18 protein-coding genes are annotated in these 26,142 nt (G+C 68.1%); 5 read left to right on the forward strand and 13 right to left on the reverse strand.

Going from position 1 to position 26,142, the window contains the following annotated elements; all coding sequences use genetic code 11:
* Positions 1-20: 20 nt before the first annotated feature.
* The 4 genes from ACOOHF_RS05210 to ACOOHF_RS05225 form a co-directional block, all read right to left on the reverse strand.
* The gene (locus ACOOHF_RS05210; protein ID WP_420463667.1) at positions 21-1,421 is read right to left on the reverse strand and encodes a DUF1552 domain-containing protein; all 1,401 of its coding nucleotides are present in this window, start codon (positions 1,419-1,421) and stop codon (positions 21-23) included.
* 49 nt (positions 1,422-1,470) lie between these two features.
* A complete protein-coding gene (locus ACOOHF_RS05215; RefSeq protein WP_420463668.1) occupies positions 1,471-3,903 on the reverse strand; it encodes a DUF1592 domain-containing protein in 2,433 nt (810 codons plus the stop codon).
* 159 nt (positions 3,904-4,062) lie between these two features.
* The gene (locus ACOOHF_RS05220; protein ID WP_420463669.1) at positions 4,063-5,148 is read right to left on the reverse strand and encodes a prephenate dehydrogenase/arogenate dehydrogenase family protein; all 1,086 of its coding nucleotides are present in this window, start codon (positions 5,146-5,148) and stop codon (positions 4,063-4,065) included.
* A gap of 16 nt (positions 5,149-5,164) precedes the next feature.
* Positions 5,165-6,556, reverse strand: a complete 1,392-nt coding sequence (locus ACOOHF_RS05225) for a sodium-dependent transporter (RefSeq protein WP_420463670.1) — start codon at positions 6,554-6,556, stop codon at positions 5,165-5,167.
* A 212-nt stretch (positions 6,557-6,768) separates the two neighbouring features.
* Between ACOOHF_RS05225 and ACOOHF_RS05230 the strand changes: the two genes are divergently transcribed.
* Positions 6,769-7,755: a threonine ammonia-lyase gene (locus ACOOHF_RS05230; protein WP_420463671.1), complete on the forward strand. Its 987-nt coding sequence runs from the start codon at positions 6,769-6,771 to the stop codon at positions 7,753-7,755.
* A gap of 71 nt (positions 7,756-7,826) precedes the next feature.
* Complete coding sequence (locus tag ACOOHF_RS05235; protein WP_420463672.1) at positions 7,827-10,019, forward strand: DUF5916 domain-containing protein; 2,193 nt, start codon at positions 7,827-7,829, stop codon at positions 10,017-10,019.
* Positions 10,020-10,035: 16 nt separating this feature from the next.
* Here the strand turns inward: ACOOHF_RS05235 and ACOOHF_RS05240 are convergent, their stop codons facing one another.
* Genes ACOOHF_RS05240 through ACOOHF_RS05250 form a run of 3 tightly spaced genes read right to left on the reverse strand, consistent with a single transcriptional unit; the run spans position 10,036 to position 13,729 of the window.
* The gene (locus ACOOHF_RS05240; protein WP_420463673.1) at positions 10,036-11,043 is read right to left on the reverse strand and encodes an SDR family oxidoreductase; all 1,008 of its coding nucleotides are present in this window, start codon (positions 11,041-11,043) and stop codon (positions 10,036-10,038) included.
* A 33-nt stretch (positions 11,044-11,076) separates the two neighbouring features.
* Entirely contained in the window at positions 11,077-12,234 is a 1,158-nt protein-coding gene (locus ACOOHF_RS05245; RefSeq protein WP_420463674.1) for a hypothetical protein, read from the reverse strand.
* 43 nt (positions 12,235-12,277) lie between these two features.
* Positions 12,278-13,729 (reverse strand): amidohydrolase family protein, encoded by a 1,452-nt coding sequence (locus ACOOHF_RS05250; RefSeq protein ID WP_420463675.1) that lies wholly within the window; start codon positions 13,727-13,729, stop codon positions 12,278-12,280.
* Positions 13,730-14,308: 579 nt separating this feature from the next.
* Between ACOOHF_RS05250 and ACOOHF_RS05255 the strand changes: the two genes are divergently transcribed.
* Positions 14,309-15,703, forward strand: coding sequence for an ATP-binding protein (locus ACOOHF_RS05255; RefSeq protein WP_419943373.1), 1,395 nt, complete (start codon positions 14,309-14,311; stop codon positions 15,701-15,703).
* Positions 15,704-15,941: 238 nt separating this feature from the next.
* On the opposite strand, the gene ACOOHF_RS05260 is transcribed toward ACOOHF_RS05255, so the two are convergent.
* From ACOOHF_RS05260 to ACOOHF_RS05285, 6 genes are all read right to left on the reverse strand, one after another.
* Positions 15,942-16,286, reverse strand: a complete 345-nt coding sequence (locus ACOOHF_RS05260; protein WP_420463676.1) for a type II toxin-antitoxin system PemK/MazF family toxin — start codon at positions 16,284-16,286, stop codon at positions 15,942-15,944.
* Entirely contained in the window at positions 16,280-16,513 is a 234-nt protein-coding gene (locus ACOOHF_RS05265; RefSeq protein ID WP_419933972.1) for a ChpI protein, read from the reverse strand. Before ACOOHF_RS05265 ends, ACOOHF_RS05260 begins: the two co-directional genes overlap by 7 nt.
* Positions 16,514-16,555: 42 nt before the next feature.
* The gene (locus ACOOHF_RS05270; RefSeq protein WP_420463677.1) at positions 16,556-18,724 is read right to left on the reverse strand and encodes a multicopper oxidase family protein; all 2,169 of its coding nucleotides are present in this window, start codon (positions 18,722-18,724) and stop codon (positions 16,556-16,558) included.
* A 104-nt stretch (positions 18,725-18,828) separates the two neighbouring features.
* Positions 18,829-19,242: a peptide-methionine (R)-S-oxide reductase MsrB gene (gene msrB, locus ACOOHF_RS05275; RefSeq protein ID WP_419933974.1), complete on the reverse strand. Its 414-nt coding sequence runs from the start codon at positions 19,240-19,242 to the stop codon at positions 18,829-18,831.
* Positions 19,239-20,777 (reverse strand): FG-GAP-like repeat-containing protein, encoded by a 1,539-nt coding sequence (locus ACOOHF_RS05280; protein WP_420463678.1) that lies wholly within the window; start codon positions 20,775-20,777, stop codon positions 19,239-19,241. Before ACOOHF_RS05280 ends, msrB begins: the two co-directional genes overlap by 4 nt.
* 56 nt (positions 20,778-20,833) lie before the next feature.
* Complete coding sequence (locus ACOOHF_RS05285; protein WP_419933976.1) at positions 20,834-21,763, reverse strand: sulfurtransferase; 930 nt, start codon at positions 21,761-21,763, stop codon at positions 20,834-20,836.
* Between the two features lie 85 nt (positions 21,764-21,848).
* Here ACOOHF_RS05285 and ACOOHF_RS05290 point away from each other — a divergent pair, with 85 nt between their 5' ends.
* Together ACOOHF_RS05290 and ACOOHF_RS05295 are read left to right on the forward strand one after the other, a co-directional pair.
* Complete coding sequence (locus ACOOHF_RS05290; RefSeq protein WP_420463679.1) at positions 21,849-23,924, forward strand: acyltransferase domain-containing protein; 2,076 nt, start codon at positions 21,849-21,851, stop codon at positions 23,922-23,924.
* 504 nt (positions 23,925-24,428) lie between these two features.
* Positions 24,429-26,105, forward strand: a complete 1,677-nt coding sequence (locus ACOOHF_RS05295; protein WP_420463680.1) for a hypothetical protein — start codon at positions 24,429-24,431, stop codon at positions 26,103-26,105.
* Positions 26,106-26,142 lie beyond the last annotated feature (37 nt).

Consider the following 26,142-nt stretch of genomic DNA (forward strand, 5'->3'; position numbering starts at 1 on the left):
CACGGGCGACGCCGGTGAGATCAGTCCTGCGACACCGCCGAGAACGAGAAGTCGCCGGTGCTGTCGCCGAAGCTGTCCATGTCGTCCAGGCCGAGCTTGTGCATCAGGCTCAGCATGACGTTGGACATCGGCGTCCCGTCCGGCGCCTTGATGTGCATGTTGCCCTCGAGTTCGCCGCCGGCCCCGCCGACCACGAACAGCGGGCAACGCTTGTGGTTGTGCAGGTTCGAGTCACCCATCGGCGAGCCGTACAGGATCATGGTCTTGTCGAGCAAGTTCCCGTCGGGCTCTTCGATGCTGGCCAGCTTCTCGAGCAGGTACGGCAACATGCTGACGTGGTAGCGGTTGATCTGCGCGTACTCTGTCACGCGTTCCTCGCGGCCGCCGTGGTGCGAGGCCGGGTGGAACGCCGAGTCGATGCCACTGCCCGGATAGACGCGGCCCGATCCGTCACGGCCCATCTTGAACGAGAACACACGCGTCAGGTCCGACTGGAAGGCCAGAGCCTGCAGGTCGAACATGAGGTGCACATGTTCCGCGAAGTCGTCCGGCACGCCGGGTGGCGCCTCGGGGATCGCACGTACCTCCCCGCTCGCGTTGTGCGCCTCGATGCGCTGGATGCGCCGCTCGATCTCGCGAATGTTGTCGAGATACTGGTCGAGCCGCCGCCGGTCCGTCGCACCCAGATCGCGCTTGAGGCCCATGACCTCACCCATCACCCAGTCGAGGATGCTCCGATCCGTGCGCCGGCGCTGCGCCCGGTCCTCCGCCGTGCCGCCGGATCCGAACAACTGATCGAACGCGGCCCGCGGGTCGCGGATCATGGGAAGCGGCTCCGCCGGCGACGCCCAGCTGATCGTATCCGTGTACACGCAGGCGTATCCGTACGCGCACCCGCCGGCCTGGTCCACGTTCTCGATGCAGAGCTGCATGGACGGGATCGGCGTGTCCTGCCCGAAGCGCTGCGCGTAGTGCTGGTCCATCGAGGTACCGACGTACACGTCGGAGCCCTCGGTCTGCTTCGGGTGGGCCTGCGTAAGGAAGGCGGCGCTGGACCGGAAGTGGTCGCCGCCGATCTCCTTCGCCGTCGTCGCCTCCGCCCCCTCGATGTCGGTGTTGGAGATGATCGTCAGGTAATCTCGCCACGGCTCGAGCGGGCTCAGGCTGCTCGGCGTCAGATCGAAGTCGCGCCCCACCTTCTCCGGCGACCACATGAACTGCGAGGCCCCCCACTCGTTGCAGCCGGCGGCGCCGTGCACCATCTCGATGCCGATGAACCGCTTCACATCGGTCAACGGCTTGGTGGCGGCCCAGAGCCGGCCGGCCGGCAGCATCGCATCCAGGAACGGCAGCGCCACCGTAGCGCCAAGACCCTTCAGCGCCGTCCGGCGGGACAAGTGCTTCCCTGTGATGACGTCCATGCTCACTCCTCCTGATCAGTTCGGCTTCGGACCGCTTTCAACGCCGCGGTCAGCGCTCACCACCCGCATCGATATCGTCTTCCGTCACCATCTCCACGGCGCTCATCTGGAAGGGCGCGCTCTTCACGACCTCCATGATGAACGACGTCATCCGAAAATCATCGGCCTTCGCCACGCGCGCGATCTCTCGCACCGTGGGCATGTCGTAGTATTCGATCCGCCGCCCCAGCGCATAGGCCATGAGGTTTTCCACAAACGTCCGGACCAGCGAATCCTCGCGCTCGAGCAAAGCCGCCCGCAGGTCCGCGGCGCTCCGGATCGGAGTCCCGTCGTAGAGTTCGCCCGTCGTGTCCACCGCGCGGCCCTGTTCCTTGATCCGCCACGCCCCGGTCACGTCGAAGTTCTCCAGCGCGAGGCCGATCGGATCGATCACCCGATGACACGACCGGCAGGCCGGGTTCGACCGGTGCATCTCCATCCGCTCCCGCACCGTGAGGAACCTTCCGTCCTCCGCCTCGTCCGTCGCCTCCAGGTCGGGCACGTCCGGCGGGGGCGGGGGTGGCGGACTGCCGAGCAGCACCTCCATCACCCACTTTCCGCGCAACACCGCCGACGTGCGGTCCGCGTGCGACGTCAGGGTGAGGATGCTCCCGTGCCCCAACAGGCCGCGGCGGGCTTCGTCCGGGATCTCGACCCGGCGGAAGTCCTCGCCCGTCACGCCCGGAATGCCGTAGTGCCGCGCGAGCCGTTCATTCGCGAAGGTGTAGTCCGCGGTCAGCAACTCGAAGAAGGGCGCGTCCGAGCGCACGATGTGATCGAAGAAGAGTTCCGTCTCCCGTAGCATCGCTTCAACGAGGCGGTGATCCCAGTACGGGTAGAGCAGGGCATCCGGGTGGATCTTCTCCAGATCCTGCAAGCGGAACCACTGCGACGCGAAGCGCGTGGCCAGGGCCTCCGAACGCGGATCGTCGAGGAGACGCCGCGCCTGCGCTTCGAGGACCGCCGGATCCGAGAGACGGCCCGCCTCGGCCAACTCGACCAACTCTTCGTCCGGGTACGTGCCCCAGAGGAAGTAGGAGAGCCGCGTGGCGACATCGATGTCCCTGAGGCGGTAGACATCGCCCGGCTGGGCATCCGCCGGCACTTCTTCGAGGCGGAACACGAAGTGCGGGCTCGCGAGGATCGCCTGGAGCGCGGTGCGGATGCCGACCTCGAACCCGCCGTCCTCGACGCCGAGGTCGAAGAACACCATCAGGTCGTCGACGTCGTCCGTTTCCAGCGCGCGGCGATAGGCCGCGGCGGCGAGCGTGGCGATGATCTCGCGCGCGCAGGGCCGCTCCTCTCCGGGCGCCGTGGGACGGCACGAAAAGACCCGCTTGCGGCTCGGCGTCTCCGAGACGCCGGTGACCGTGAATGGACCCGTGACGATGAAGTCGCGCAGGTGCGGGAGCGTCGTCACGCCGTACGCGCTGCCGATGTTCGAGTCGGCCAGCTTGTAGTCGATCGGCTTGATGAGGTCGTTGTCCGGGCCCTCTGCGTTGAGGAGGAAGGCCGCCGCGACCCTCTGCGGGCCCGCCCGCACGTCGATCGGCTCGGTCTCGATCACCATGCCCTGCGGGTCGGACTCCGACATGAACGGGTCGACGTCGAGCAGCGCCACGCGCGCGCCGTTGACCGAGACCTCGATCTTCTCATCGGCCGCGGTCATCCCGTACAGGAAACCCGTCGGACCGGGGTGCATGTCCATCTTGAACACGTACTCGCCGTCCGCCGGGAAGATGTGGATGACGGAGATCCCGCCCCGCGTGCCGAGCGGCGCGCCCTCTGCCCGCACCGCCTGGGAGGCCGTCTTGGGCACCTTGAAGGTCACTTGGCGCGGGCCCGCGTCCGGGTCCCCGATCGCCATCCGGCTGATCTCGCCCGCCGCTCGCAGATAGCCCTCCATCAGCGTCGCGGACATCATCTGGACGTCAGCGATGTTGTCGAAGTTATCGCTGATCGTTTCGGTGGGCAGGAACGCGCTGATGTCGACATCGAGGTCCAGCAGATCCTGGACCGCGCGCCGGTACTCGGCCCGGTTCAAGCGCTGGAAGGTCCGCGTACCCGGGTTCGGGTTCCCGCCGGCCGCCGCATCCACCCGCGTCTCGAGTTCCTCGACCATCGCCGTCATCGTGGCCTCGTCGGGCCGCCGGATTCCGGGCGGCGGCATCATGCCGGCGCGGAGCTTCCGGATCATCTTCTCGGCGGTCTCGGCGTTGGCCGGGGCATGTGTGGCGTCGAACTCGAGGAACGAGAGGCTCCCGGCCCTGCGAGTGTCGTTGTGGCAGCGGACGCATACCGTCTGGATGACGGAATTCGCCACGGTGTCCGGCGGGGGAGCGACCGCGAGCGCGTGCGAGGGACCCCCCAAGGGCGCATCCTCGCCTGTAACAACGAGATACAGCGCCACCGTACCCAGAGCCGCGATCGCAAACTTCTTCATGGAAGACCTCACCGGCTGTTACCCGATCCTTCCGGGCAAACACCGCGACCTGGCGCCGCGTTGGGACGCACCACCCCACCCCCGCACCCAGCCAGAGCAAGATAGGCTTCCCGGCGGCCGATTCGCCAGCCGCGTCGGGTGCCCGGCTGCCCGGGTTCCCTACTCCGGGGCGCCGCGTGATTCGAGGTAATCGCGGCCGGCGGACATCAGGGCCACGAAGGCGCTCTCGTCCCCTGCGTCGACCGTCTCCCGCACCCGTTCGGCCGCCTTCACGAGTTCCCGCAACGCGATGTCGCCGTACTCGTTCAGCGACTGGATCTCGAAGTACATGTGCGGGTTTTCGCCTGCCAGCTTGCGGGCCACGTCGAGCTGGACCTCGAACGTCGTGCTCGACACGTCCGCGAGGCGGGGCGCCGTCTCGCCGGAGCCCGCCAGCGCCGTGAAGAAGGCGATGTTGAGCGCATGCGAAAGGCCGAGGACGAAGGCGATCACGCGGTCGTGGCTCTCCAGATCCATCCGCACCCGCGTCGCCATCGTCGAGGCGAAGAGCCCTTCGGCCTCCTCAGTGGCCTCCAGGCAACCCACATCCACGAAGATCACGTGCTCGCCGGAGAGGAGTTCGGTATCGGGACCGAACATGGGGTGCACCGAGGTCACGCGGACGCCGGCCCGCGCCAGCGCCGCGAGTCCGGATCGAAGCGGGCTCTTGAGCGATCCGATGTCGAACACCAGACCCGGCGGCCCGATCTCCGCCAACCGCTCGAGGATCCCGTTCGCCGCGGCCATGGGGGTGGCCACGACGATGAGGTCGTGGTCGAGCGGGGTCTCGGACCCCTCGGCGTGGTCCCCTCCGTCGGGATCGGCCGTCTCCACCTCGAACCCCTGGGAGGAGAGGAAGCGGACGAACCAGTTTCCCATTTTGCCCGAACCCCCGATGACGAGCGCACGCTTGCCGCCTCCCCTCGCCGCCGCCGCGACGCTGCCCCGCTCCTGCACGGCGAGCGAGGAACGGATCAGGGAGAGCACGAGGTCTTCGGCCAGCCGGGGCGAGAACCCCAGGTCGCGCGCGGCCGCCCGGGCGCGCTCGATGACCACCTTCTCCTGCCTGTAGTCGCGCGTCGGCGTCTGCACGGCGCGCTTCCGCTCCCCGATGCTCGCGGATATCTCCTGCCGACGAGCCACCAGCTCCAGCAGCTCGCGGTCGATGCGGGCAAGTTCGTCCCTGAGGTGACCGAGGTCCGACAACGGTGGCTTCCGGTCTCTATCCGCCCGCGACGACGCGGATCGTCTGGCGGAGCGCGATCCAGCTCACGTACGCCAGCAGTGGCGGGGACACGTAGCGGATGAGGAATCGCGCCACGGGGATCAGGCGCTCGAAGGTGGGCGAAGCTCCAACGCGGAGTTCCGCCTCCGGGTTCTTCATCACCCAGCCCGCGATCACCGCCATGGCGAGGACGCCGAGTACGGTGAGGAGTTCCGCCGCCACCTGGTCCATGATGCCGAGCGCCCCGAGCGACAGCGCGGGCACGATCCCGATCGCCGCCACCACGAGCCCCGAGGTCAGCGTCGCGCGGCGCCGCGTCCAGCCTCGCTCGTCGATGAGGATGGATGTCGCCACCTCGAGGAGCGATACGGCGGAGGTGATGGCCGCCACGATCACGGCGATGAAGAACAGCGTGCCCACGACCCGGCCCAGTGCCTCCATCTGCGCGAACGCGGTCGGGAGCGAGATGAAGAGGACGCCCAGCGTGCTCTCGCCGACATCCTCCGACAGCCCGAGCCCGAACACGATGGGGAACACGACGAGCCCCGCGATGAAGGCGACGGAGAAGTCCGAGAGCGCGATGACGGCGCTCTCGCGGCCGAGGTTCGTGCTGCTGGAGAGGTACGAGGAATAGGTGACCATGATCCCCATCCCCACGCTCAGCGAGTAGAAGGCGTGGGCGGCCGCGCCCTGCAGCACGACCGGATTCAGCAGTTCATTCAGCGACGGGGAGAGATAGAACCGGTATCCCTCCGCGGCCCCGGGGAGCGTCGCGGCCCAGATGGCGAGACCGATGAGGAGGATGAATAGGAGCGGCATGAGCAGCATGCTCGCCCGCTCGATCCCCTTGCGGACCCCGAACGCGACGATCCCCACCGTGGCCCCGATCGACACGAGATGGAAGACGACCGCCGAGGGTCCCGACGCGATGGCCGCGTATCGCGACGCGGCGTCGGCATGGAATCCGGTTGTGAGTCCGTCGAGGGCGTAGCGGAGGGCCCAGCCCGTGATCACGGACAAATAGGCGAAGATCACGGTAGAGGCGACCAGGAAGAGGAGCCCGACCGCGGCCCAGCGCCCGCCGCCGACGGACCGCAGCGCCCCGATCGCCGACTGCCGGGCCCGCCGCCCCACGGCGAACTCCGCCAGCATCATCGGCACGCCGATGAGGAAGGCCATGCACACGTAGGCGACGAGGAAAGCTGCGCCTCCGCCTTCGGCCGTCTGATAGGGGAAGCGCCACATGTTCCCGAGCCCGACGGCGGACCCCACCGCGGCGAGCACGAAACCGGTGCGCGTGCCGAACCGTTCGCGACCGGGTTTCGGAGTGTGCGGCGACTGGTTCAAGTGGCGGATCCTCGACCGGATGTCCGTGCGGGGCAGGCGCATTCAGTGTCGCCGACCGACGCCTCCGGCCGCAAGGTCATGACGTGGCCCTGCTGTTGCCGGGCCGGTGTGCAGATTTGCCTTCGAAATGCAAGATTGCACGCCCTACCGGTTGCGTGTGCGACTCCCGCCGGAGGATTATCGACGACGACCGGTGCGGACCCCCACGCGGACCCGGCCACCAGCCCACCTCGCAGCCGAGAGAGACGGCCCCAGTGACGCCACATGTCGAGATCCCCGGGCTCACGCTGACCCGGGAGGACTTCGAGCGCGCGCGGGAACACGTCGCGCCGCACGTCTACCATACGCCCCTGCTCACCTCGCGCTCGCTGAGCGAGGCCTCCGGGTTCGACATCCGGCTCAAGGCCGAAGTCTTCCAGCGGGGTGGATCCTACAAGGTGCGCGGCCCGCTCAATGTGATGGCGCACATGAGCGAGGAGGAGCGGGCCCGCGGGATCATCTGCTCCTCCGCCGGCAACCACGCGCAGGGCGTCGCGCTGGCCGCCCGCCTGTATGGAATCCCCGCCGTCGTGGTCATGGCCGAGAACGCGACCCCGGCCAAGGTCGCGGCCACCGAGGGGTACGGGGCCGAGGTCGTGCTCCGCGGGTCGATCTGGGACGAAGCCAACGAGCGGGCGCTGGAACTCGTCGAGGAGCGCGGGCTCACCTACGTGCACCCGTTCGACGACCCCCGGCTGATCGCGGGCCAGGGCACGCTGGGGCTCGAGATCCTCGAGGACTGGCCGGAGGTCGAGGTCGTCGTCATCCCGATCGGCGGGGGCGGCCTCATCTCCGGCAATTCGATGGCCCTCAAGAGCGTCAACCCCGAGATCCGCGTCTTCGGCGTGGAATCGTCCGGGGCACCCGCCATGAAGCTGAGCGTGGAGCGCGGCGAACTCGTCACCCTCGACCGGGTGGACTGCGTGATCGACGGCCTGAAGGTGATGCGGGTCGGCGAAAACACGGCGTCCGTCGTGAGCCGTTTCGTGGAGCGCGTCGTGACCCTCCCCGACGAGGAGATCTTCGACGCCATGCTGTGGCTGATGGCGCGCGCCAAACTGGTGACCGAAGGCGCCGCGGCCGCGTCCGTAGCCGCCGTCCTGCACGGCCTCATCGACGCGCTCCCGGGGACCAGGGTCGCCTGCGTCCTCAGCGGCGGGAACCTCGATGTCGAGCAACTGCGGGGACTGAGCTGGAACTGAACCCACCGCCGCGGAGGCGTCCTCGCAGGTCCCGGCCCGCGTCCGAACGCGGTCCGTTCCTGGCGCTGCTCGTGACGCTGCTCCCGGCCGCGGCCTTGGGGCAGGATCCCGGCCAGGTCGGCCCGGATCGGATCGCGGTGGAGTCGGCGCCTCGCCCAGCGGCCGCGGCGCTGCGCACGGACACGCCACTGACTGTGGACGGCCGTCTCGACGAGCCCGTCTGGCAGCAGGCTGTCCCTCTGACCGGATTCGTCCAGTCCCGGCCCGACACCGGAGCGCCCGCCACCGAGGAGACCGTGGTCCGTTTCGTGTACAACGACCGCGCGCTCTACATCGGCGCCATCTGCTACGACTCGGAGCCCGACCGCGTCTTCGTGTCCAGTCTCAAGCAGGACTTCAACAGCGGCTCATCCGACGTCTTCGGCGTGACGCTCGACACGTACCTCGACCGCCGGAACGGGTTCATGTTCCTCGTCAACCCGGAGGGGGCGCTCAAGGACGTGCAGATCTTCGACGACAGCCGCTCCGAGAACCAGGCGTGGGAGGGCCCGATCCGGGTCGAGACCACCACGAACGGCGAGGGCTGGACGGTCGAGATCGAGATCCCGTTCTCGACGCTCCGCTTCAATCCCTCGGAGGAGGACCAGGTCTGGGGGCTCCAGATCCTGCGCCGCATACGGCGCAAGTCGGAGGACACCTTCTGGGCACCGCTCGACCGACGGGACCAGATCCACAAGATGTCGAAGGCGGGGACCCTCACCGGGTTCAGCGGCGTGACGCCGGGGCTCAACCTGCGGGTGAAGCCCTACGCCCTCGCGCAGGACCAAACGGGGACGCTGATCGAGGAGGGGCGCGGGGGCACCCAGGCAGACATCGGGTTCGACGTCAAGTTCGGGGTCACGCCGGGGCTGACGCTCGACCTGACGTACAACACGGACTTCGCGCAGGTCGAAGTCGACCAGGAGCAGGTCAACCTGACCCGCTTCCCGCTCTTCTTCCCCGAGAAGCGGGACTTCTTCGTGGAGAACTCCGGGACCTTCTCGTTCGGCGACCAGTCGGAGCGGAGCTACCGGACCGGGGTCTCGCTGCGCGACTTCACGCTGTTCCACTCGCGGCGCATCGGTCTCGCCGGTAGGGGGGAGCCGATTCCCATCCTCGGGGGGGCGCGGCTCACGGGTCGGACGGGCGGGGTCGAGGTCGGCCTCCTCAACCTCCAGACGCAGTCGAGTCCCGGGCTCCCGGCCGAGAATTTCTCGGTACTGCGGGCTCGCCGAAGCCTGTTCGGGACATCGGACATCGGCGCGATTTTCGTGAACCGGCAGGCGACCGGCGCCGACATCGAGGGGTACCCGGACTTCAACCGGAGCTTCGGGTTCGACGCGAATCTGAGGCCGCTGCCGTCGCTGCTCCTCGCCCCGTTCGTGGCCTACACCGGCTCGCCGGACTCGGACGGGGACTCCTTCGCGGGACGGATGTGGGTGGGCTGGCGGGACGAACTCTGGGACGTGTCGGCACTGTGGCGCCACGTCGGGGACGACTTCAACCCGACAGTGGGGTTCGTGCGCCGACGCGACATCCGGCAGCGTTACGCCACCGTGGGCCTCCACCCGCGGCCTCCGGTCCCCGGCATCCAGGAGGTCAATCCGTACCTCGAAATCGACCATATCCAGGATCTCGCATCCGTCCTCGTGACGCGGACGCGGACAGCGGGATTCGGGGTGTCATTCCTCAACGGCAGCGGGCTCACGCTGAACTACACGGACCGGTTCGAACTCCTGCGGGAACCGTTCCGCGTCACGACGGACGCGACGATTCCGATCGGCCGCTACGACTTCGGCGGGGGTTCCGTGCAGTACCGGTCGGCCCCGGGCCGGGCGCTATCGGGGTTTGTTCGGGTCGAACGGGGCGGGTTCTTCGACGGAACGCGCACGTCGCTGTCGGGGGGACTGATGTGGCGGCCGAACTATCACCTCTCCGTGGACCTTTCGGCGAACCACAACAACATCTCGCTCCCGGACGGAGACTTCACGGCGGACGTCTTCGGGGGGCGGATCGACTACGGCTTCTCGACCAGGATCTTCGCGAGCGCCTTCGTCCAGTACAATGCGGCGCAGGACCAGTTCGTCACGAACGTGCGCTTCAACTACCTGTATTCTCCGCTCAGCGACATCTTCCTCGTCTACACCGAGCGGCGGGATCTGGCAGCCGGCAACACCATCGAGCGCGTCCTCGCCGCGAAGGTGTCGAAGTCGATCGGCTTCTGAGCGCCCGGGCGACCCGTCACCCGTGGAGCCCGAGCCAGGCCCGCAGGCGCTCGGCCTCCTCGGCGGCGGACGGATCGAGTTCCGCCTGGTGGAGCCGGGTGCGAATGACGAACAGGTCCATCTCGTCCGGCGCCGTGTCCCGTTCGAGGATCGCCTGCACCTTGTTCGAGAAGAAGCTGCCCCAGCCCGGACGGCGGCCATCGAGGTCGGTGAAGCCGTACTCCTTCGCCAGCTCCCAGCTCGAGAACAGCCCGCCGCTCTTCGCGGCCACGTCAGGGTCGGCGGCAAGGGCGGCGATGGCGCGGCCGACGAAGCACGGCGTCTCGGATTCGGCGAAGTATTCGTCCTTCTCGATCGCGTCGCGCCAGTTGGCCTCGGTGACCCCGAAGTGGTCGAGCACCGCCTCGGATCGCAGGAATCCGGGGGTAATCGCCAGCGCCGTTATGCGGTGGGCGTGCAGGTCCGCGGCCATGGCGTAGGCGAGCCGAATGACCGCGTTCTTCGCGAGATCGTAGAAGAGATTGCCGCGGTAGCCGAGCGTGTCGCCGTCGGTGACCTCGACGATGAGCCCGGAGTTGCGCTCGACCATCAGCGGGGCGCCATGCCGGCTGGTGATTATGTGACTCTGGACGGCGCGCTCCAGCATCTGCTGCCCCCTGGCGGTGGAGAGTTCCCAGAAGGGCGTCCCCCACTCCGTCAGCGCGTCGCCGCCCCAGATGTCGTTCACCAGAACATCGAGCCGGCCCGCCTCTGCGCGGACGCGGGCGAAGAGTTGTTCGACCTCCGACTCGACCGTGTGATCGGTGCGGACGGGGATGCCCCGGCCTCCCCCCGCCGCGACCATCTCCGCCGTCTCCTCCAGCGTCTCTGGCCGCCCGGGCGTGGCGGGACGGCCCCGCACGCTGCGGCCGGTGCAATAGACGGTGGCGCCCGCCGCGCCCAGCATGCGGGCGATGCCGCGCCCGACGCCGCGCGTCGCACCGGCGACGACGGCCACCTGGTCTCGAAGCGGACGGTCGGGCATGCTGCCTCCCAACGACGTTCCCGCGGGAACGTCTCAGAAGCGGAAGCGGAGGAGAGGGACGTTCCAGGCTGTGTGCCGCCGGGCGGTCCGCTCCGGATCGTGGAGGGTGGTGGGGAACGGCAGCGGCATACCAGCGGAGAATTCGCCCTCGGACCAGTTGAGGAGAGCTCCTGGCAAGAAAGCGGATGATCCCCCCTCCGCGCCCTCGTCGCCGCCCCGGGTCAGCAACGCCCCGAGCACCAGACCCGCAGCGCTCGTCGCGAGCGGAATCGCGAAGTCTCCGCTGTCGCTGCTCGGCTCCGCGATGAGCACGATGCCGATTCCGCCGAAGCCGCCGATCAGGCCTCCGAGGCTGATCATGTGCGCGCGGCGGGAGGAGAGGTCGAACCTGCTCCCGACCAGCGCTCCCGCGAGCAGACCCGCGTTGCCGACGAGCAGGGTGCTCGTCAACGTCGCCTCGTCCTCCAGACCCAGCACGTTGGCCCCCGCGAGGCCGACCCAGGCGCCCCACAGGCTGCCGAGGTAGGTGGACGCGGCGGTGCCCTCCGAAACTTCGCCGCGCGAAAGCAGCGCGCCCGTGAGGATGCCGGTCAGTCCGCCGGCCAGCGCCGTGGCCACGACCGCGTTCCCGTCGGGATCGCAGTAGTCGCAACCGCGGTCGACGCCCAGGTCCAGCGCGTGAGCCCAGCCCAGCCCCTGCCAGGTGCCCCAGGTGCCGGCCCAACTGATCGTGCGCGCCTGTCCCACCGAGAGGGAACGCGACCGCGAGAAGGCGCGGCCGGCCAGGTAGCCCGCCGGCCCGCCGAGCAGGAGCCCTACGCCATAGGGCTCGGAGCCGTGCGCATCGGCCAACGCCGGCACCGCGACACCCAGCCAGAGTCCGTACAGCGTCGCCCAGACCCGGAACTCGGTATCGCCGCGCCGGTCTCTCAGGTCGGCGTCCCCCGCCAGCCCCGCGAGCCGGGCCCGGGCCGTTTCCGCGCCGGGGGTGTCCGGATAGCGCCGGATGACTTGCTCATAGAGCGCCCGGGCCACCTGAATCTCCGCCCGCGTCTCGAAGTCGGCCGCGGTCGCGACGAGCACGGCGGCGGAGTCCGCCGCCGTAACCTGGGCTGCCGCTGGCCCCGGGGCGGCCGCCAGCGCAGCCAGCGCACAGACCAGCGCGAGGCACAGACGCCGCGCCAGAGCCAAAAGCGGTGACGTCAGGCAAGTCTCCAGTCGGCTGCGTGCCGGGCTAGCGGATGCCGACGATGCCGCGGATCGACTCGATCAGCTTGGGGGCGTCCCAGCCCACGCCGCCCTTGAACACGATGCGCGTCTCGCGGATGTGGCCGTCCGCCTCCGGATCGCCCTCCAGCACGACGAGATCCGCGACCTTGCCGATCTCGATCGTCCCCGTCTCGTCGTCGATTCCCAGCACCCTGGCGCCGTTCGCGCTCATGATCTGCACGACTTCGGCGGGCGTGAAGCCGGCTTCGAGCAAGAGTTCGTAGTTCTTCTGGTCGCCGTATCCCGGGGGCGCGGCGCCGTACCCGGTCGGGTCGACTCCGGCCGCCAGCGTCCCCCCCGCCTGTACGAACGCGTATTCGTATTCCAGCGCTTTCTGATAGACATCGGGGTGGATCCCGATCCCCGAGTCGAGCGTCGCGTTCCGGCGCACCTGGGCGATCTCCCGGACTTCCGCCGCGATCTCCGGGGCGAGGATGTCGTAGATGCGCTCGTCGATCGGGCCGCGGCCCGGGACGGAGATCTCATACACGGCCAGCGTAGAGGTCATCGCGACATCGTTCTCGATCATGGCCCGGAACGTCGCCTGCACGTCCTCGGAGTTCACATCGAGTTCGGCGTAGCCGTTCCGGAACCCCGACGGGCAGTCGTCCGCCTCCTTGCCGGGGAAGTACTCGCTGTTCGCGAGCAGGCCGTGCTCGAGGTTGTCGATTCCGAGGGCCACCGCCTCCCTGTAGCCGACCGAGCAGAGGTGCGCCGTCACCTTCACGCCGTGGCGGTGCGCCTCGTCGATCGCCGCGCCGAGTTCCTCGCGACTGATCCAGGTGTACGCCTTGAACCAGGGCACCCCCTCCTCGGCCCAGTAGCGCACGAGACGGCGGGCCTGCTCCGCCCCCTCGAGCTGGGCCATCGACTGGGCACCCTCCTGTCCCGTCAGGTAGGGACCCGTCGTGAACATGTTGGGGCCGATGGTCCGCCCCTCGTCGATGGCCCGCTTGAGGTTGATCTCCTCGTACGGAGCGCGCGCGCCGGTCGTCCGGATCGTCGTCACGCCGGAGGCGAGGTACAGCCGCGAGCCCGAGAAGGAGAGCTGAGCCGCCCGTCCGTTGCCGCCCGTGTAGTAGCTGTGGTTGTGCAGCCCGATCAGACCCGGGATCACGGTGTGACCCTCCAAGTCGAGGACTTGCGCGTTACTGATACGCCCCGCGACCTCGTCGGCGGGGCCGATGTCCGCGATGCGGCCGTCCCGGATGACGATGGTCTGGCCCTCGCGGGCGGGGCCGCCGGTGCCATCGATCACCTTCACGTTCGTGAGCGCGACGGTCGGCGACTGCACCGCGATGAAGCTTTCCATCGGTTCCTCCTGCGCCCGAGCGCCGGAGGGAAAGCCGACCGCGAGGCACGGGATGGTCGCGGCGAACGCGAGGAGCGGGGTGCGGCGGAGACGGGCGGCGGTCATCGAGGCGTCCTTTCGCGACGTGGCCGATCATTCGCTGGCCGGGGTTCGACGGCTCCAGCATCATGCTCCTCGGCGATGCGGCGGGCAACAGCACGGCGTCCCGCCAGGCCATGCCGGGTCGGAGCCAGCCGGAATCGCTCGTCGCGGGTATCGCCGCAGCCCGTGCGGGTGGCAGCAGTCCGGTGCACCGCAGGACACGCGGAGACCCGTTTGGGGGACGCCGACATGGCCGGGGGAGGATCGCACGAGGCTCTGATTCGTGGCGGATTTTATTTGATCGGGAACCCGTCAGATCGGGTGTAATCTTCGTAACGCGTTGACAAATAATGAGATGTTTATTTGACGGTTGTTTCCGTTTCGAGCCTGACGGAGGCTGTGGCGGAAAGCGGCAGCCTCGGCGTTGCCCAAGGGCTCCGCCCCGGCATCGCCGAACACAGACGCCTCCGTGACGCTAGACTGGACGTTGGACATGACGATGACTCGCTTCGCGAAAGGACGCGCCCGGTGACGCCTCGCTCATCCTCGTACCTCGCGGACTTGGTGCGCCGGTGCTGCGCCCTTGCCCACGAGACGGAGTGGGTGGAATTCAAGCGGAACTACAGCCGTCCCGAGGCCGTTGGCGAGTACATCTCGGCTTTGGCCAACTCGGCGGCGCTTCACGGCGAACCATACGGTTACGTGCTCTGGGGGGTGAGGAACAGCACCCACGATCTGGTGGGAACCGACTTCGTTCCCGGTTCCACGAAGAAGGGGAATGAACTCATCGAGCCGTGGCTGGCACGGTCCCTCGAACCGCAGGTGGACTTCCGCTTCGAGGAAGTCGAGGTGGATGGAGCGCGGATTGTCCTGCTTCGGGTTCACCGTGCGACGAGTCGCCCCGTAGCCTTCAAGCACACCGAGTTCATTCGCCTCGGCAGCTCGACGAGGAGGCTGCGCGACCACCCGGCGAAGCAGACGGAGCTCTGGCGCCTCTTCCTGGATTCCGTCTTCGAGAACGGCGTTGCCGCAGAGCATCTTGACGGACCGGAGGTCCTCCACGCGCTGGATTATCCGGCGTACTTCCACTTGCTTGGACTCCCGCCGGCGGATGGGCACGAAGCCATCCTCCAGGCGCTGACCCACGACCGGCTCATCAGGCCAAGCCAGGCCGGCGGCTACGACATCACCAACCTGGGAGCCATCCTGTTTGCCCGCCGACTCGCGGACTTCCCCGGGCTCAAGCGGAAGGCCGTCCGCCTGATCCACTACCGCGGCTCCGGGCGCATGGACGCGGAGCGGGAGCAGGAGGGGGGCAAGGGGTACGCGATCGGATTCGGGGGACTCGTAAGCCACATCCGCGCCTGGACGCCGTCGAACGAGGAGCTGGGACCGGCGTTCCGTCGCGAGGTGCCGATGTTCCCGCCGGTTGCGATCCGGGAACTCGTAGCCAACGCCCTCATCCACCAAGACTTCTCGATGACCGGCGCCGGTCCGATGATCGAGATCTTCGACCGCCGCCTCGAGGTCAGCAATCCCGGTGAGCCGCTGATGGACACGAGCCGCCTTCTCGACACCCAGCCCCGCTCCCGTAACGAGAGGCTCGCGTCTCTCATGCGCCGCCTGAACATCTGCGAGGAGCGCGGTACCGGCATCGACAAGGTCGTTCACGCCGTGGAGAGCTACGCGCTTCCGGCCCCCGTCTTCGAGAGGCCGCCGGGATTCACGCGGGCCATCCTGTTCGCCCACAAGCCGCTGCGCGAGATGGACCGCCAGGAGCGGCTTCACGCGTGCTACATGCATGCCTGCCTTCGTTACGTGACCCAGCAGCCCATGACGAACTCCTCGCTCCGGGCGCGTTTCGGGATTGCCGACAGGAACGCCTCGATGGCATCCCGCATCCTCGCCGATGCGGTGAACAAGGGGCTAATCGTGGTGGCGGATCCCGAGACGGGTCCCCGGGCACGGCGGTACCTACCGTTCTGGGCGGGGTCGTGAGCGAGGTCACGCCGACCACCCGGCGGTCCCCATGCCGGTCGGGACCGGTCGTTCCGGGATCGCCGCAGGCTCCGAGACAACCGCCGTTTTATTTGATCGGGAACCCGCCAGACCGGGAGCAATCTTCGTAACTCGTTGACATATAACGAGATGGTTATTTGACGGTTGTTTCCATTTCTGAGCGTGGCGGAGGCTGTGGCGGCTCCGGTCCCGGCTCGAAGCGGGCCCGCGCAGGCCTCTACAGATCCAGGACGAGCCGCAGTCCGGCTTCGACCCGACTCATGAGCTTGGGTGAGATCCGGCCACACCGGTCCCCCAGATAATCTTCATCGATGGTCACCAGTTGGGTCACGTTCGCCACGGAGTCCCTTGGCAACCCTGTTCCCGATGCCGGCAAGAGAACGTTGCCCGGGGCGTCCAGATAGCGCGTGTTCGACGTCAGGGCCACGCCAATCACGGTCCTCAGCCTGCTCCGATTGAAGGAGTCGGCCTGAACGACGAGAATCGGACGACGAAACCCCGGCTCCGCCGCTCGCGGTTCGTCCAGATCCGCCCACCTTACCTCCCGTCGCGCAACTACCATTCTTCGGCGACGGATCGGGCCTGCGCCCGACGGAGAGCAGGATCGACTTCGCCGGACAGGTCGGCGTACACGGCATTCAGCCTCGCGGTGACGTCTTCGCTGCGATGTTTCGCCACGTACTCGGCCACCGCGGTCGCGTAGAGCTCGCTTCGCGAGATTCTCATCCGCTTCGCGAGCGAGTCGGCCGAGACGAACAGTTCGTCGGGAACGGAAATCGCCGTCTTCATACCGTAGTAATACTGTGGTATAACCGATCGATCAACCCCCGGTCACGGCGGGGCGTCGGAGACGTTCATCACCATCTTCATCCCGGATTCGAGGTGTTCCGCAATGTGGCAGTGGATCATCCAGCGACCGGGGTTCGACAGCTCCAGCAGGATGTCCGTCGTCGATGCGGCCGGCAACAGCACGGTGTCCTTCCAGACCAGGTTCGGGTTCGGCACCCCGTTCTGCGACAGGACGAGGAAACGCTGCCCGTGAATGTGGAGCGGGTGCTGCATGGCGTGGAAGGCGCCCCGGTCGTTGACGACGCGGATCTTCGCCACGTCGCCGACCGCGAAGTGCCACTCGATCTCCTCGTTCTCGCGCCCGGTGCCCGTCTCGCGCAGGATCCAGCGGACCTCGCGCCCGGTCGTGGCCCAGTTCATGCGCGGCATGGTCCCGGTCCATTCGACGGGATTGAAGTAGACCCAGTCGTAGGCCATGGATCGTTCGATGGCGAGCGGGAGGTCCTCGGTTTCGAGCGTCATGACCAGTTCGTGGTCGGGTTCGTCGCCGAAGCGCGGCCGGTGGCGGTCGATGTCCGCGATCACATCGGTGTTCTCGCGCAGTTCGCCGAACGCCGCCCCGTGGTCGCGGGCTACGGGATCCGGCGCGACGGTGACCGTGCCCAGCGTCCTGAGTTCGGCGCGGAAGACGCCCTGCCGGTGGTTGATCCCCTGCACGTGGTTGATGAGCGCGTGGCGCCCGGGACGGTCGAAACGGACGTCGATCACGTAGCGCTCCGCGGGAGCGAGGACGACGCTCCGGGCCCATTCCTCGCGCTCGAAGCGGCCTACATCGGAGGCGACGACCTTGAGCGGGAGCCGGTTTGGATCCTCGATGTCGGGATCCGCGACGCGCTGGTCGGCATCGGGGAGGCCGCCGCGTTCGATGTCGACGAAGGAGAGGTTGAAGGTGCGCGTGTTCGAGGCGTTCGTGAAGTGGAAGCGCACGACTTCTCCGCGGTCCACGTCGAGTTCGTAGCCGGGCTCGCCGTTGACGAGCGTCCGGTTCCCGAACCGGCCCATGAGCATGTAGTTCGCCGATTCCTCCCCGAAGTCCACGAGTCCGTCTTCGTCGAGGAGGATGTCGTCGATCATGAGCACCTCCTCGCGGTTCGCGGGTCCGTAGTAACCGGGGCTCGCGGGGTCGACGAGGAGGTTTCCGTACAGCCCGAGTTCCTGCTGGACGTCCTCGCGGTGGTGCGGGTGATACCAGTAGATGCCCGCGTCACGGAAGAAGATTCGATACTGGAAGGACTCGCCGGGGCCGACGGGGTCCTGGGTGAGGCCGGGGACGCCGTCGAACCGGTTGTCGAGCCGGATGCCGTGCCAGTGCACCGCCGTGGGGTACGGCGTCCGGTTCGTGAAGTTCACGAAGATGGTGGATTTCTCGGGGACGCGGATGAGGGGGCCGGGGTGCTGGCCGTTGAAGGCGAGCATGCCGAGGCGGCGGCCCTCGATTTCGCGTCGCACGATGGTCGCCTCGAGGTCGAGCGTGCCGCCGTCGGGCAGATCGACGAGCTGGCGTTCGGCGGCTGCCGGGAGGGTCTCCCACGCGGGCAGGTCGGCCGCGCCGCCGAGGCTCGCGGGGCGGGCGCGCGGCTCGAGGTCCATCACGCCGGGCAGCATCGCGATGCCGGGGTACGCGGGCGGCGCATCCCAGCGCGTCGGGGCCCGGTTGGCCGCGCGCCGCGTCGCCGATGGCGCGAGGGCCAGGAGATCGTGCGCTTCCATGAGCGCGGACGGCGACCGCCCCCGGAGCACGAGCGGCCCCTCGCGCGTCTCGACATCGGCCGACGCCTCGGCGCTGACCATCACGAGGAACTTGTTGAACGCGACGCGGCCCAACCGGTGCTCGCCGTTCCCGACCGGCCCCAGCAGCACCACGGGAGCCAGTTCGAGCGGCGTCGCCCACGCCATGTAGACCTTGTACGGCCCGAGGCTGGAGGGCGGTGGGAGGCCCTCGATGTGCGCGGTCAACGCGCGGACATGGTGCCCGGACGGCGTCACCGTCACGCCGAACGGCGACGGCACGCGTCCGAGTTCAACGAGGCCCTGCGCGTCCCCCGCCCTGGCGGTCGAGAAGAGGCTGATGCAGTGAAGGTCGGTCGCGGCGCGGGCCCTTGGCGTCCCCGCCTCCAGCGCCTCGGCGGCGGCGGCGGCGCGAGTCGCCACAGCCCGCGCTTCGCAGGCGCCGCTGGAGCCCGGCAACTGGCCCGCCGCACCGGATGCCGTCGCGAGCCAGGCGACGGCTCCGGCCCCCAGTGCCGGGAGTCGGATCAGTCTTCGTCCGGGACGAACCGGAGCGCGACGCCGTTGTTGCAGAACCGCTTGCCCGTGGGTTCCGGTCCGTCGTTGAAGACGTGGCCGTGGTGACCGCCGCAGCCGGCGCAGTGATACTCCGTGCGTGGCAGGATGAGCTTGAAGTCCCGCTTCGTCTCCAGCGTGCCGGGGATGCTCTCGAAGAAGCTGGGCCACCCCGTGCCGCTGTCGAACTTCATGTCCGTCGTAAACATCGCCTCGCCACAGGCCGCGCAGACGAAGGTGCCGGGCCGCTTTTCGTCGTTCAGCGGGCTCGTGCCCGCGCGCTCGGTCGCCTCCTGGAACAGCACCTTGTACGCCGGTTCGGGAAGCTCCCGACGCCACTCCTTCTTCGACTTCATGTTCGGCTTCATCTTCGACTTTGACGTCATCTTCCGGGGTTCTCCAGCAGGAAGATCTTGTCGTCCGTCTCGTCCACGCCGGTCAGATCGAGGTCCCCGTCCAGATCGCGGTCGTGGATGACGACGCACGAGCCGTTGGTGCCTGCGGGATACGATCGGGGGTTCACGAGGGTTCCATCCCCGGCGTTCTCGTGGACCGTGAAGCTGTTGCCCTCGAAGTCGCTCGTCACGACGTCGAGGTCGCCGTCGCCATCGATGTCACCCACGTCGACCGCCAGCGGAGAGTCGCCAGTCTCGTACTCGACGGGTTCGGCGAAGCCGCCCCGGCCGTCCCCGATCAGCACGCCGACGTTGTTGCCCTCGCGGTTCGCCGACATCACGTCGACATTCCCGTCGCCGTTCACATCGCCGGACACGATCATCCACGGCTTCCCGCCGGCACGGACGCGCAAGCCGAGCTCGAGGTTGCCGCGCCCGTCGCCCATGAAGACGAGGACCTCGTCGGTGAAGTAGGCCCCGACGAGCAGGTCGGGCAGGCCGTCGTTGTCGACGTCGGCCGTCGCACACGTCTTCTCGCCTTGTCCCGGCGAAGCGATCTCGGAGGCGCGCCGGAGGTCGCCGGTCCCGTCCGCGTTGTTGAGCAGCATGGCCACGTTGCCGCGCGACTCTTCGGGCCCGACAGACATGTTCACCGCCGCCACGTCCGGCCAGCCGTCCTGGTCGAAGTCGCCGATGCACACGCCGCGCACGTTCTGCCCCGAGTTGATGTTGCTGCCCAGTTCGAACCAGCCTTTCCCGTCGGCCAGGAACACCGACACGAGGTCGTTCCCCGCGTTGCCGACGACGAAGTCGGTCAAGCCATCGCCGTTGAAGTCCGCTCCCTCGTTGGGGCTCGGCCAGCTGCCGCCCGGGATGTCGAGGACCCGGAACTCGTTGTAGTCCCCCTTGCCGTCGTTGAACATCACGCGGACATCCGCCGACACCTCGTTGGGAATCGCGATGTCGGGGTATCCGTCCCCGTTGAAGTCGCCGGCGTACGCCCCGTACGGCTGGACGTGCTTCTCCCCGTCGTCGAGCACGACGCGCGAGCCGCGGTCGACCATGTCCAGTGAGCCGGCCCGGGGCCGGATCCAGAAGCTCCACGCGAAACCCGTCTCCATCGCGCCGCCCGCCGCCAGCTTCTCTCCCGCGCGCAGCGAAGCCGTGACGGTCTCCCCCGCGTGGAAGGGCGCGCCAGGATCGAACCGGAGGCGGCGGCCATCGTCGGACAGCTCCACGGAACCCGTCATCACGCCGCTCCAGCGGCCGAATACGGAGAGCGCGGCGGGATCGAAGCGCTCGGGATCCAACGCCTCCGTCAGCACCAGTTCGACCGGCGAATCGGGGTTGGCCTCGAGCGAGTTCGGGGCCGGCGTGACGAGCGAGACCACCGCCGATGAACCGATCGCCGCCAGGGCCGGCGGTGCCTCGGTCGCGCCGACCTCGCCCCGATCCGAGCTGCCGAAGGCCAGTACCGCGATCACCGCGATGAGGAGCGCGCCGAGCACTCCGGAGACGGTCTTCATTTCACAACCTCCAGCAAGAACTCCAACGAAACATCGGACAAATCGACCTCTCGAAGCTACCTGCGATCTCGACCCGCGACGAGCGGGAGGTCCTGCCTCCGGCCCCAGTCGTTCCACGACGCGTCGTAGAACTTCGCGTCGTAGCCCAGATACCTCGAGATCATGTACGTGTAGCTCGCGCGCATGCCGATGAGGCAGTAGTTGACGACCACGCCGTCCATCGTCGCCCCGGCCTCCTCGAAGCGCGCCTTCACCTCGGCCATCTCCACAAGCGTCGGGATCTCCTCACGCGTGAGGTCCTGCCAGTAGAGGTTGTAGGCGCCGGGGATGTGGCCGCCCCGGAGAAAATCCCGACCCGGACGCTCACCCGTGTACTCGTCGTCGGGCCGCGCGTCGATCAGCGTCACCCCGGGGTCGCCGAGGCGCTCCTCGATCCACTCCGCGGTGACGAGCATGTCTTCTCGCACGTCGGCCTCCAAGTTCCCGCGCGTCGGCGGGACGGACTCGGCCGAAACTTCGCCGCCGGCCGCCTTCCACGCCGCCATCCCGCCGTCGAGCACGGACGTGCGGTCTCCGTGCCCCAGGTAGTCGAGCGTCATGAACACGCGCGCCGAGACATGGCCGAGGTCGCCCACCACGACGACATGACTGTCGTTGGAGACGCCGGCAGCCCGAAACGCCTCGACCAGATCCTCGACCGGCGCGAGTTCGGTGATGAGATCGTTCCGCTCCACGGCGATGTCGTGGTACTCGAGGAAGTGTGCGCCCTGCACGAACTCGGTAGTGGGGCCCATCCGGGCCATCCCGACGTGCAGGACGACGACGTCGGGGTCGTCCCTGTGCTCGGCGAGCCACGGGGTGCTGACCAGGATGTCGGGATTCTCCTGAGCCGCGGTCCTCTCCGGCATGGTCCCAGACGCAAGCATGACGGCGAGGTACACCGCGATGTGGAGCCGCGGGATCGCTCGAAGGGTCGATGTGGTCATGTCAACTCCGCCTGATGGTGCCGATGGTAGTTGGACGCCTGAGGGTTGAGCATATTCCGGCATGGAACCGACGAGCAACGCCGCGGTGAGCGCAGCAGAGCCCGGGACCGCCTTCCTCTATACGGGCCTCGGATCGCAATACGAAGGCATGGGCGAGGCCCTGTTCGCAGCGGAACCCGTGTTCCGTGACACGCTGGAACGATGTCACGACGCGCTCTCGCCCGACCTCTCGCCCGGGGTTCTCGACGTACTCTACGGGGCGCACGAAGATCGTGCGCGTGTTCACGATATCCTGTACAGCTGCCCCACCACTCTGGCGCTGCAATGTGCGTTGGCCCGCCTGTGGGCGTCGTGGGGCGTCGCACCGGGACAGGTTCTCGGCCACAGCGTGGGAGAATACGCCGCTGCGGTCACCGCCGGTGTCTTCCGCGTGGAGGATGGACTCCGGATGCTCTCGAAGCTGGGGCAACTTCTCCGGGGGCTGCCCTTCGACGGCCGCATGCTCGCCGTGAAGGCAACGGAGGCACGCGTGGCCGAGACCCTGGGTGAGGACCACCCGGGTGTAACCGTCGCAGCCGTCAACGCACCCGGCACCGTAGTGCTGGTCGGCGGTGCGACCGCCATCGACGGCGTCGGGACGGAGTTCCAGAAGGCCGGCATTCGCGTGATTCCGCTCGAGGTGTCCCAGGCCACCCACTCGCCCAGTATCGCCCCGATACTCGCCGAGTATCGCGAGACGGTCCGTTCCGTGCGCTTCCACCCGCCGCGGATTCCGTACATCTCCGCCCTCACCGGCACCCCGATGCATGGGGAAATCTGCGAGCCGGAGTACTGGCTGCGGCACGTATCCGAGCCTATTCAGTTCGTCGCCGCGATGCGCACGCTCATGGCCCGGCAGCCACCGGGTTTCGTCGAGATCGGCCCGGGATCCACGCTCCTGCGCATGGGACAGCAGTGCGCCGTGAACGGAAAGATCGGGACGGCGCCGTGGGTCCCCTCGATCACACCCGCAACGGACGATTGCGAGACGATCGCGGCCTCCCGCGCCACCCTCTCCGGGCCCGTCCTCGGTCCGCCTCCGGCGCCCTCGACGCCACTCGACAGACTCGTCAGGCACCGCGTTGCCGAGCTGGCGGGAATACAGGCGGAGAGCATCCATCCGGCGCGACCTCTGGCCGGGTTCGGGATGGATTCCCTGACGGCCCTCGACTTCATCTCGACGGTGGAGCACGACACGGAGGTCAGGCTGCCGGTTCATCTGCTGAACGACCGCCTCACGATCGATGACGTGACGGCCTACGTCAGCGCGAGACTCGCACCCGATCAGCGCATGCTGCTTCTCGGGGAGGTCGCCGCCCGGCGTGCCACCGACAGCGACTCGGCCCGAGACCCGGTCGATCCCGCCGCCGCCACGCTCGTGTCCCTGCGCGAGTCAGGCACGGCGCCGCCTCTCTATTTCTTTCCGGCGGGTGACGGCGACCTGTTCGCGTTTCGAGACCTCGTGCCGCGACTCGCCTCCGAGCACCCCGTGTACGGCTTGCGGCCACCCTCCGCCCGTGCCCTGGGCCGGATCCGCGACATCTCGATGGAATCGCTCGTATCGCGGTATGTCGATGAGATCCGGAAGGCGCAGCCGGCAGGCCCCTACCACGTGCTCGGCTACTCCGTGGGCGGCATCTACGCCGTCGAAGTGGCGCGAAGATTGGCACAGGGCGGGGACGTGGTGGACTTCCTGGCGATCCTAGATCCCCCGGTGCACGTAGCGGGGTGGGTCGCCGCGCTGTATCAGGTCCTGTATGGCACCTGCAACGTATTGCGCTTGAAGCGCTTCGCCCGGCGCGCGGATATTCGCTGGCTGAGACGGCGCTTGTACGGCATCGCCGACGAGGGGCTCCGCACCCACGCGACCGTGGCCCGCAGGCACGAGGTCTTGCCGTACCCGGATCACATCGTGCATTTGCGATCTCGGCGATCGTGGATCCGCGCCCTCGACTCGCTTGCAGTCGGAAAATCCTGGGAGAGGGTCGCTCGCGGCGGCCGCGAAGTCCACTGGATCGAGGGCACGCACTACGAACTCTTTCGAGGAGAACAGCCGGACGTGTTCGCGGACAGGTTGAACGAGTGCCTGAGGCGCCATGTGTACGAAGCACCTCCATGCTGACAGGATCCTGAACTGCTGCACCGGCGGCTTGAGGTAGAGGTCCGCGATCTCCGCCTCGATCCGTGCCCTGCGTGTCTGCAGGCTCGGCAGCTGACCGGCGCGCTGCAGAATCGACACGATCCCCGGCGGGTCTCCCGACTTTCCGAACGGGTGCAGGCGCCCGAGGGCCAGGCGCCATCCGGACCAGTTCTGCCACCCGCCTGCGTGAACGTCCAGATCCACGGGTGGCACGACATCGACGGCGATGAGCAACCCGCCCCGGATACGCTTCCGCATCTCGCCCGGTCGGCGGACCGCAGCAACGGACTGTCGCCGATAATCCGGACGGGGTCCGCGCCCGGGAACGATTCATCTTGTGTGCGATCCGCCGCCATCGAGCGCAAGAGATGACGGAGGTCGGAGGCCCGAGCAATCCGACGGCGGCGGCAGCGGTGCAGCTTGACAGCGATCCCGAGGGGACCGGATTCTAGCCACCGCACACGCCGTCACCCCGGGTCCGAGTTCATGTCACCCTCCTTGCGCCCCCGCCAACTGGAGTTCCGTAACCGGGAAGGGAACGGGGCGTTCTCGTTTGCCCTCCCGCGTCGGCATCGGACGCCGGGCACGAGCGCCTTCGTGCGCGCGAAGGACGAGGGGTCGAAGATCGAACACTGCCTGCGCTCGATCCTCCCGGTGTTCGACGAGATCCATGTGATCGACAACGGGAGCCGGGACCACACGGTCGAGATCGTGCGGCATGTGCAGGCGTCCGCCGCCGGGGGGGCGAAGATCCGCCTTCATTCCTATCCCTTCGCGCTCGGGCGCTTTGGAACCGAGCACGACCGGACTCCCGAGGACTCGCTGCACTCCCTGGTCTACTTCACGAACTGGGCGCTGTCGCGCTGCACGAGACGCCATGCCTGCAAGTGGGACGCGGACATGGTGCTCGTCCGCGAGCAGCGGGACGCCTTCGCCGGACTACTTGCCCGGCTTGGGCGCGGTTGGCCCGCCGCCTGGTCTCTTGCCGGCCAGACCGTGTACCAGACGGTCGACGGGTCGTTTCGGGCGCCGCGCGGCGAGGTGAACCGCGAGGTGCGGATCGCCCCCTGCAGCTATGACGTCAGGTTTCACAAGAGGAAACACTGGGAGCAGCTCATCCGCCCGCGCTGGCTTCGCACCCACCACTTCGCGCCGGTCTGCTTCTACGAACTCAAGTTCCTGGAGGAGGAGGAGTTCGATCACTGGTCGACGACGGAGTTCCCCTCGCCGCGCAAACGGCGGGAGTGGGCAACGTTCCAACGGCTGCGCGGAGGGCGAGCGGACGGCGCGTTTCGTCGGCTGCCTGCGACGTTCCTGGACGACCAGATCGAGGCCGCCGAATACGTGCGGCCAGCCGCGAGCGATGGCGACGGCCCCCCGGCTCGGCGACATCCGACCCCGGCGCGCCGACGCGGACTGTCCCGCTGGATGCCGCATTTCGTCGGCATCGGCGCCACGCGCGCAGGCACGAGCTGGGTGGCGGCGCACCTTGCGACGCATCCCGACATCCGGATGGGTCGCAAGGAGATCCATTTCTTCGACCGGAAGCTCGGCGCGTCTGGCGGGAGCGGGGCTGCGCGCGACCGTTACGACCGGCTCCGATACCTCGCGCGCTTCCTCCGCGCCCCGGCAGGAGGTACGATCCGCGGTGAGATCACGCCCGCCTACGCCATCCTCGAACCGGCGGTGATCCGGCGCGTGGCCGAGTGGATGCCGGACGCGAAGCTGATCCTCATGATGCGCGACCCGATCGAGCGCGCCTGGTCGCAGGCCCGGAGCGGCTTCCCAAGGTGGCGGGGGACGCCGCTGAGCGATGTGGGCCGTGACGAACTCGTCTCCTTCTTCGACAGCGATCCGGTCCGCCGTCGCAGCGACTACGCGAGCTGTCTGCGTGCCTGGATGACGCACTTCCCGCGCGACCAATTCTTCTTCGGTTTCCTGGACGAGATCCGGGACAAGCCGGACGTCCTGCTGCACGACCTGCTCGGTTTCCTCGAGGTGGATTTCGCGGTGGCCGACTCCGCCTCGCTCACCCGGCCCGTGAACGCGTCCGACCCCGTCCCCATGCCGGAGTGGGTGCGCGACCACCTCGAGCGCACGTACGCGTTCGACGCCGACGAAGTCTCGGAACTGATCGGACGGCCGGTACCATGGGCCAGGTGAATCGGCCCCCGGGGCCGCCCCGACCCCCGCGCCTCGA

Origin of the sequence: Candidatus Palauibacter sp. (assembly GCF_965216145.1) — a bacterium.
In the GTDB taxonomy this organism is placed as follows: domain Bacteria; phylum Gemmatimonadota; class Gemmatimonadetes; order Palauibacterales; family Palauibacteraceae; genus Palauibacter.

What these genes read in the sequence shown, in the direction of transcription:
- ACOOHF_RS05210 (WP_420463667.1), bottom strand. Translation starts at nt 1,421, where the DNA reads ATGGACGTCATCACAGGGAAGCACTTGTCCCGCCGGACGGCGCTGAAG.
- ACOOHF_RS05215 (WP_420463668.1), bottom strand. Translation starts at nt 3,903, where the DNA reads ATGAAGAAGTTTGCGATCGCGGCTCTGGGTACGGTGGCGCTGTATCTC.
- ACOOHF_RS05225 (WP_420463670.1), bottom strand. Translation starts at nt 6,556, where the DNA reads ATGCGCCTGCCCCGCACGGACATCCGGTCGAGGATCCGCCACTTGAAC.
- ACOOHF_RS05240 (WP_420463673.1), bottom strand. Translation starts at nt 11,043, where the DNA reads ATGCCCGACCGTCCGCTTCGAGACCAGGTGGCCGTCGTCGCCGGTGCG.
- ACOOHF_RS05250 (WP_420463675.1), bottom strand. Translation starts at nt 13,729, where the DNA reads ATGACCGCCGCCCGTCTCCGCCGCACCCCGCTCCTCGCGTTCGCCGCG.
- ACOOHF_RS05260 (WP_420463676.1), bottom strand. Translation starts at nt 16,286, where the DNA reads ATGGTAGTTGCGCGACGGGAGGTAAGGTGGGCGGATCTGGACGAACCG.
- ACOOHF_RS05265 (WP_419933972.1), bottom strand. Translation starts at nt 16,513, where the DNA reads ATGAAGACGGCGATTTCCGTTCCCGACGAACTGTTCGTCTCGGCCGAC.
- msrB (WP_419933974.1), bottom strand. Translation starts at nt 19,242, where the DNA reads ATGACGTCAAAGTCGAAGATGAAGCCGAACATGAAGTCGAAGAAGGAG.
- ACOOHF_RS05280 (WP_420463678.1), bottom strand. Translation starts at nt 20,777, where the DNA reads ATGAAGACCGTCTCCGGAGTGCTCGGCGCGCTCCTCATCGCGGTGATC.
- ACOOHF_RS05285 (WP_419933976.1), bottom strand. Translation starts at nt 21,763, where the DNA reads ATGACCACATCGACCCTTCGAGCGATCCCGCGGCTCCACATCGCGGTG.
- ACOOHF_RS05295 (WP_420463680.1), top strand. Translation starts at nt 24,429, where the DNA reads ATGTCACCCTCCTTGCGCCCCCGCCAACTGGAGTTCCGTAACCGGGAA.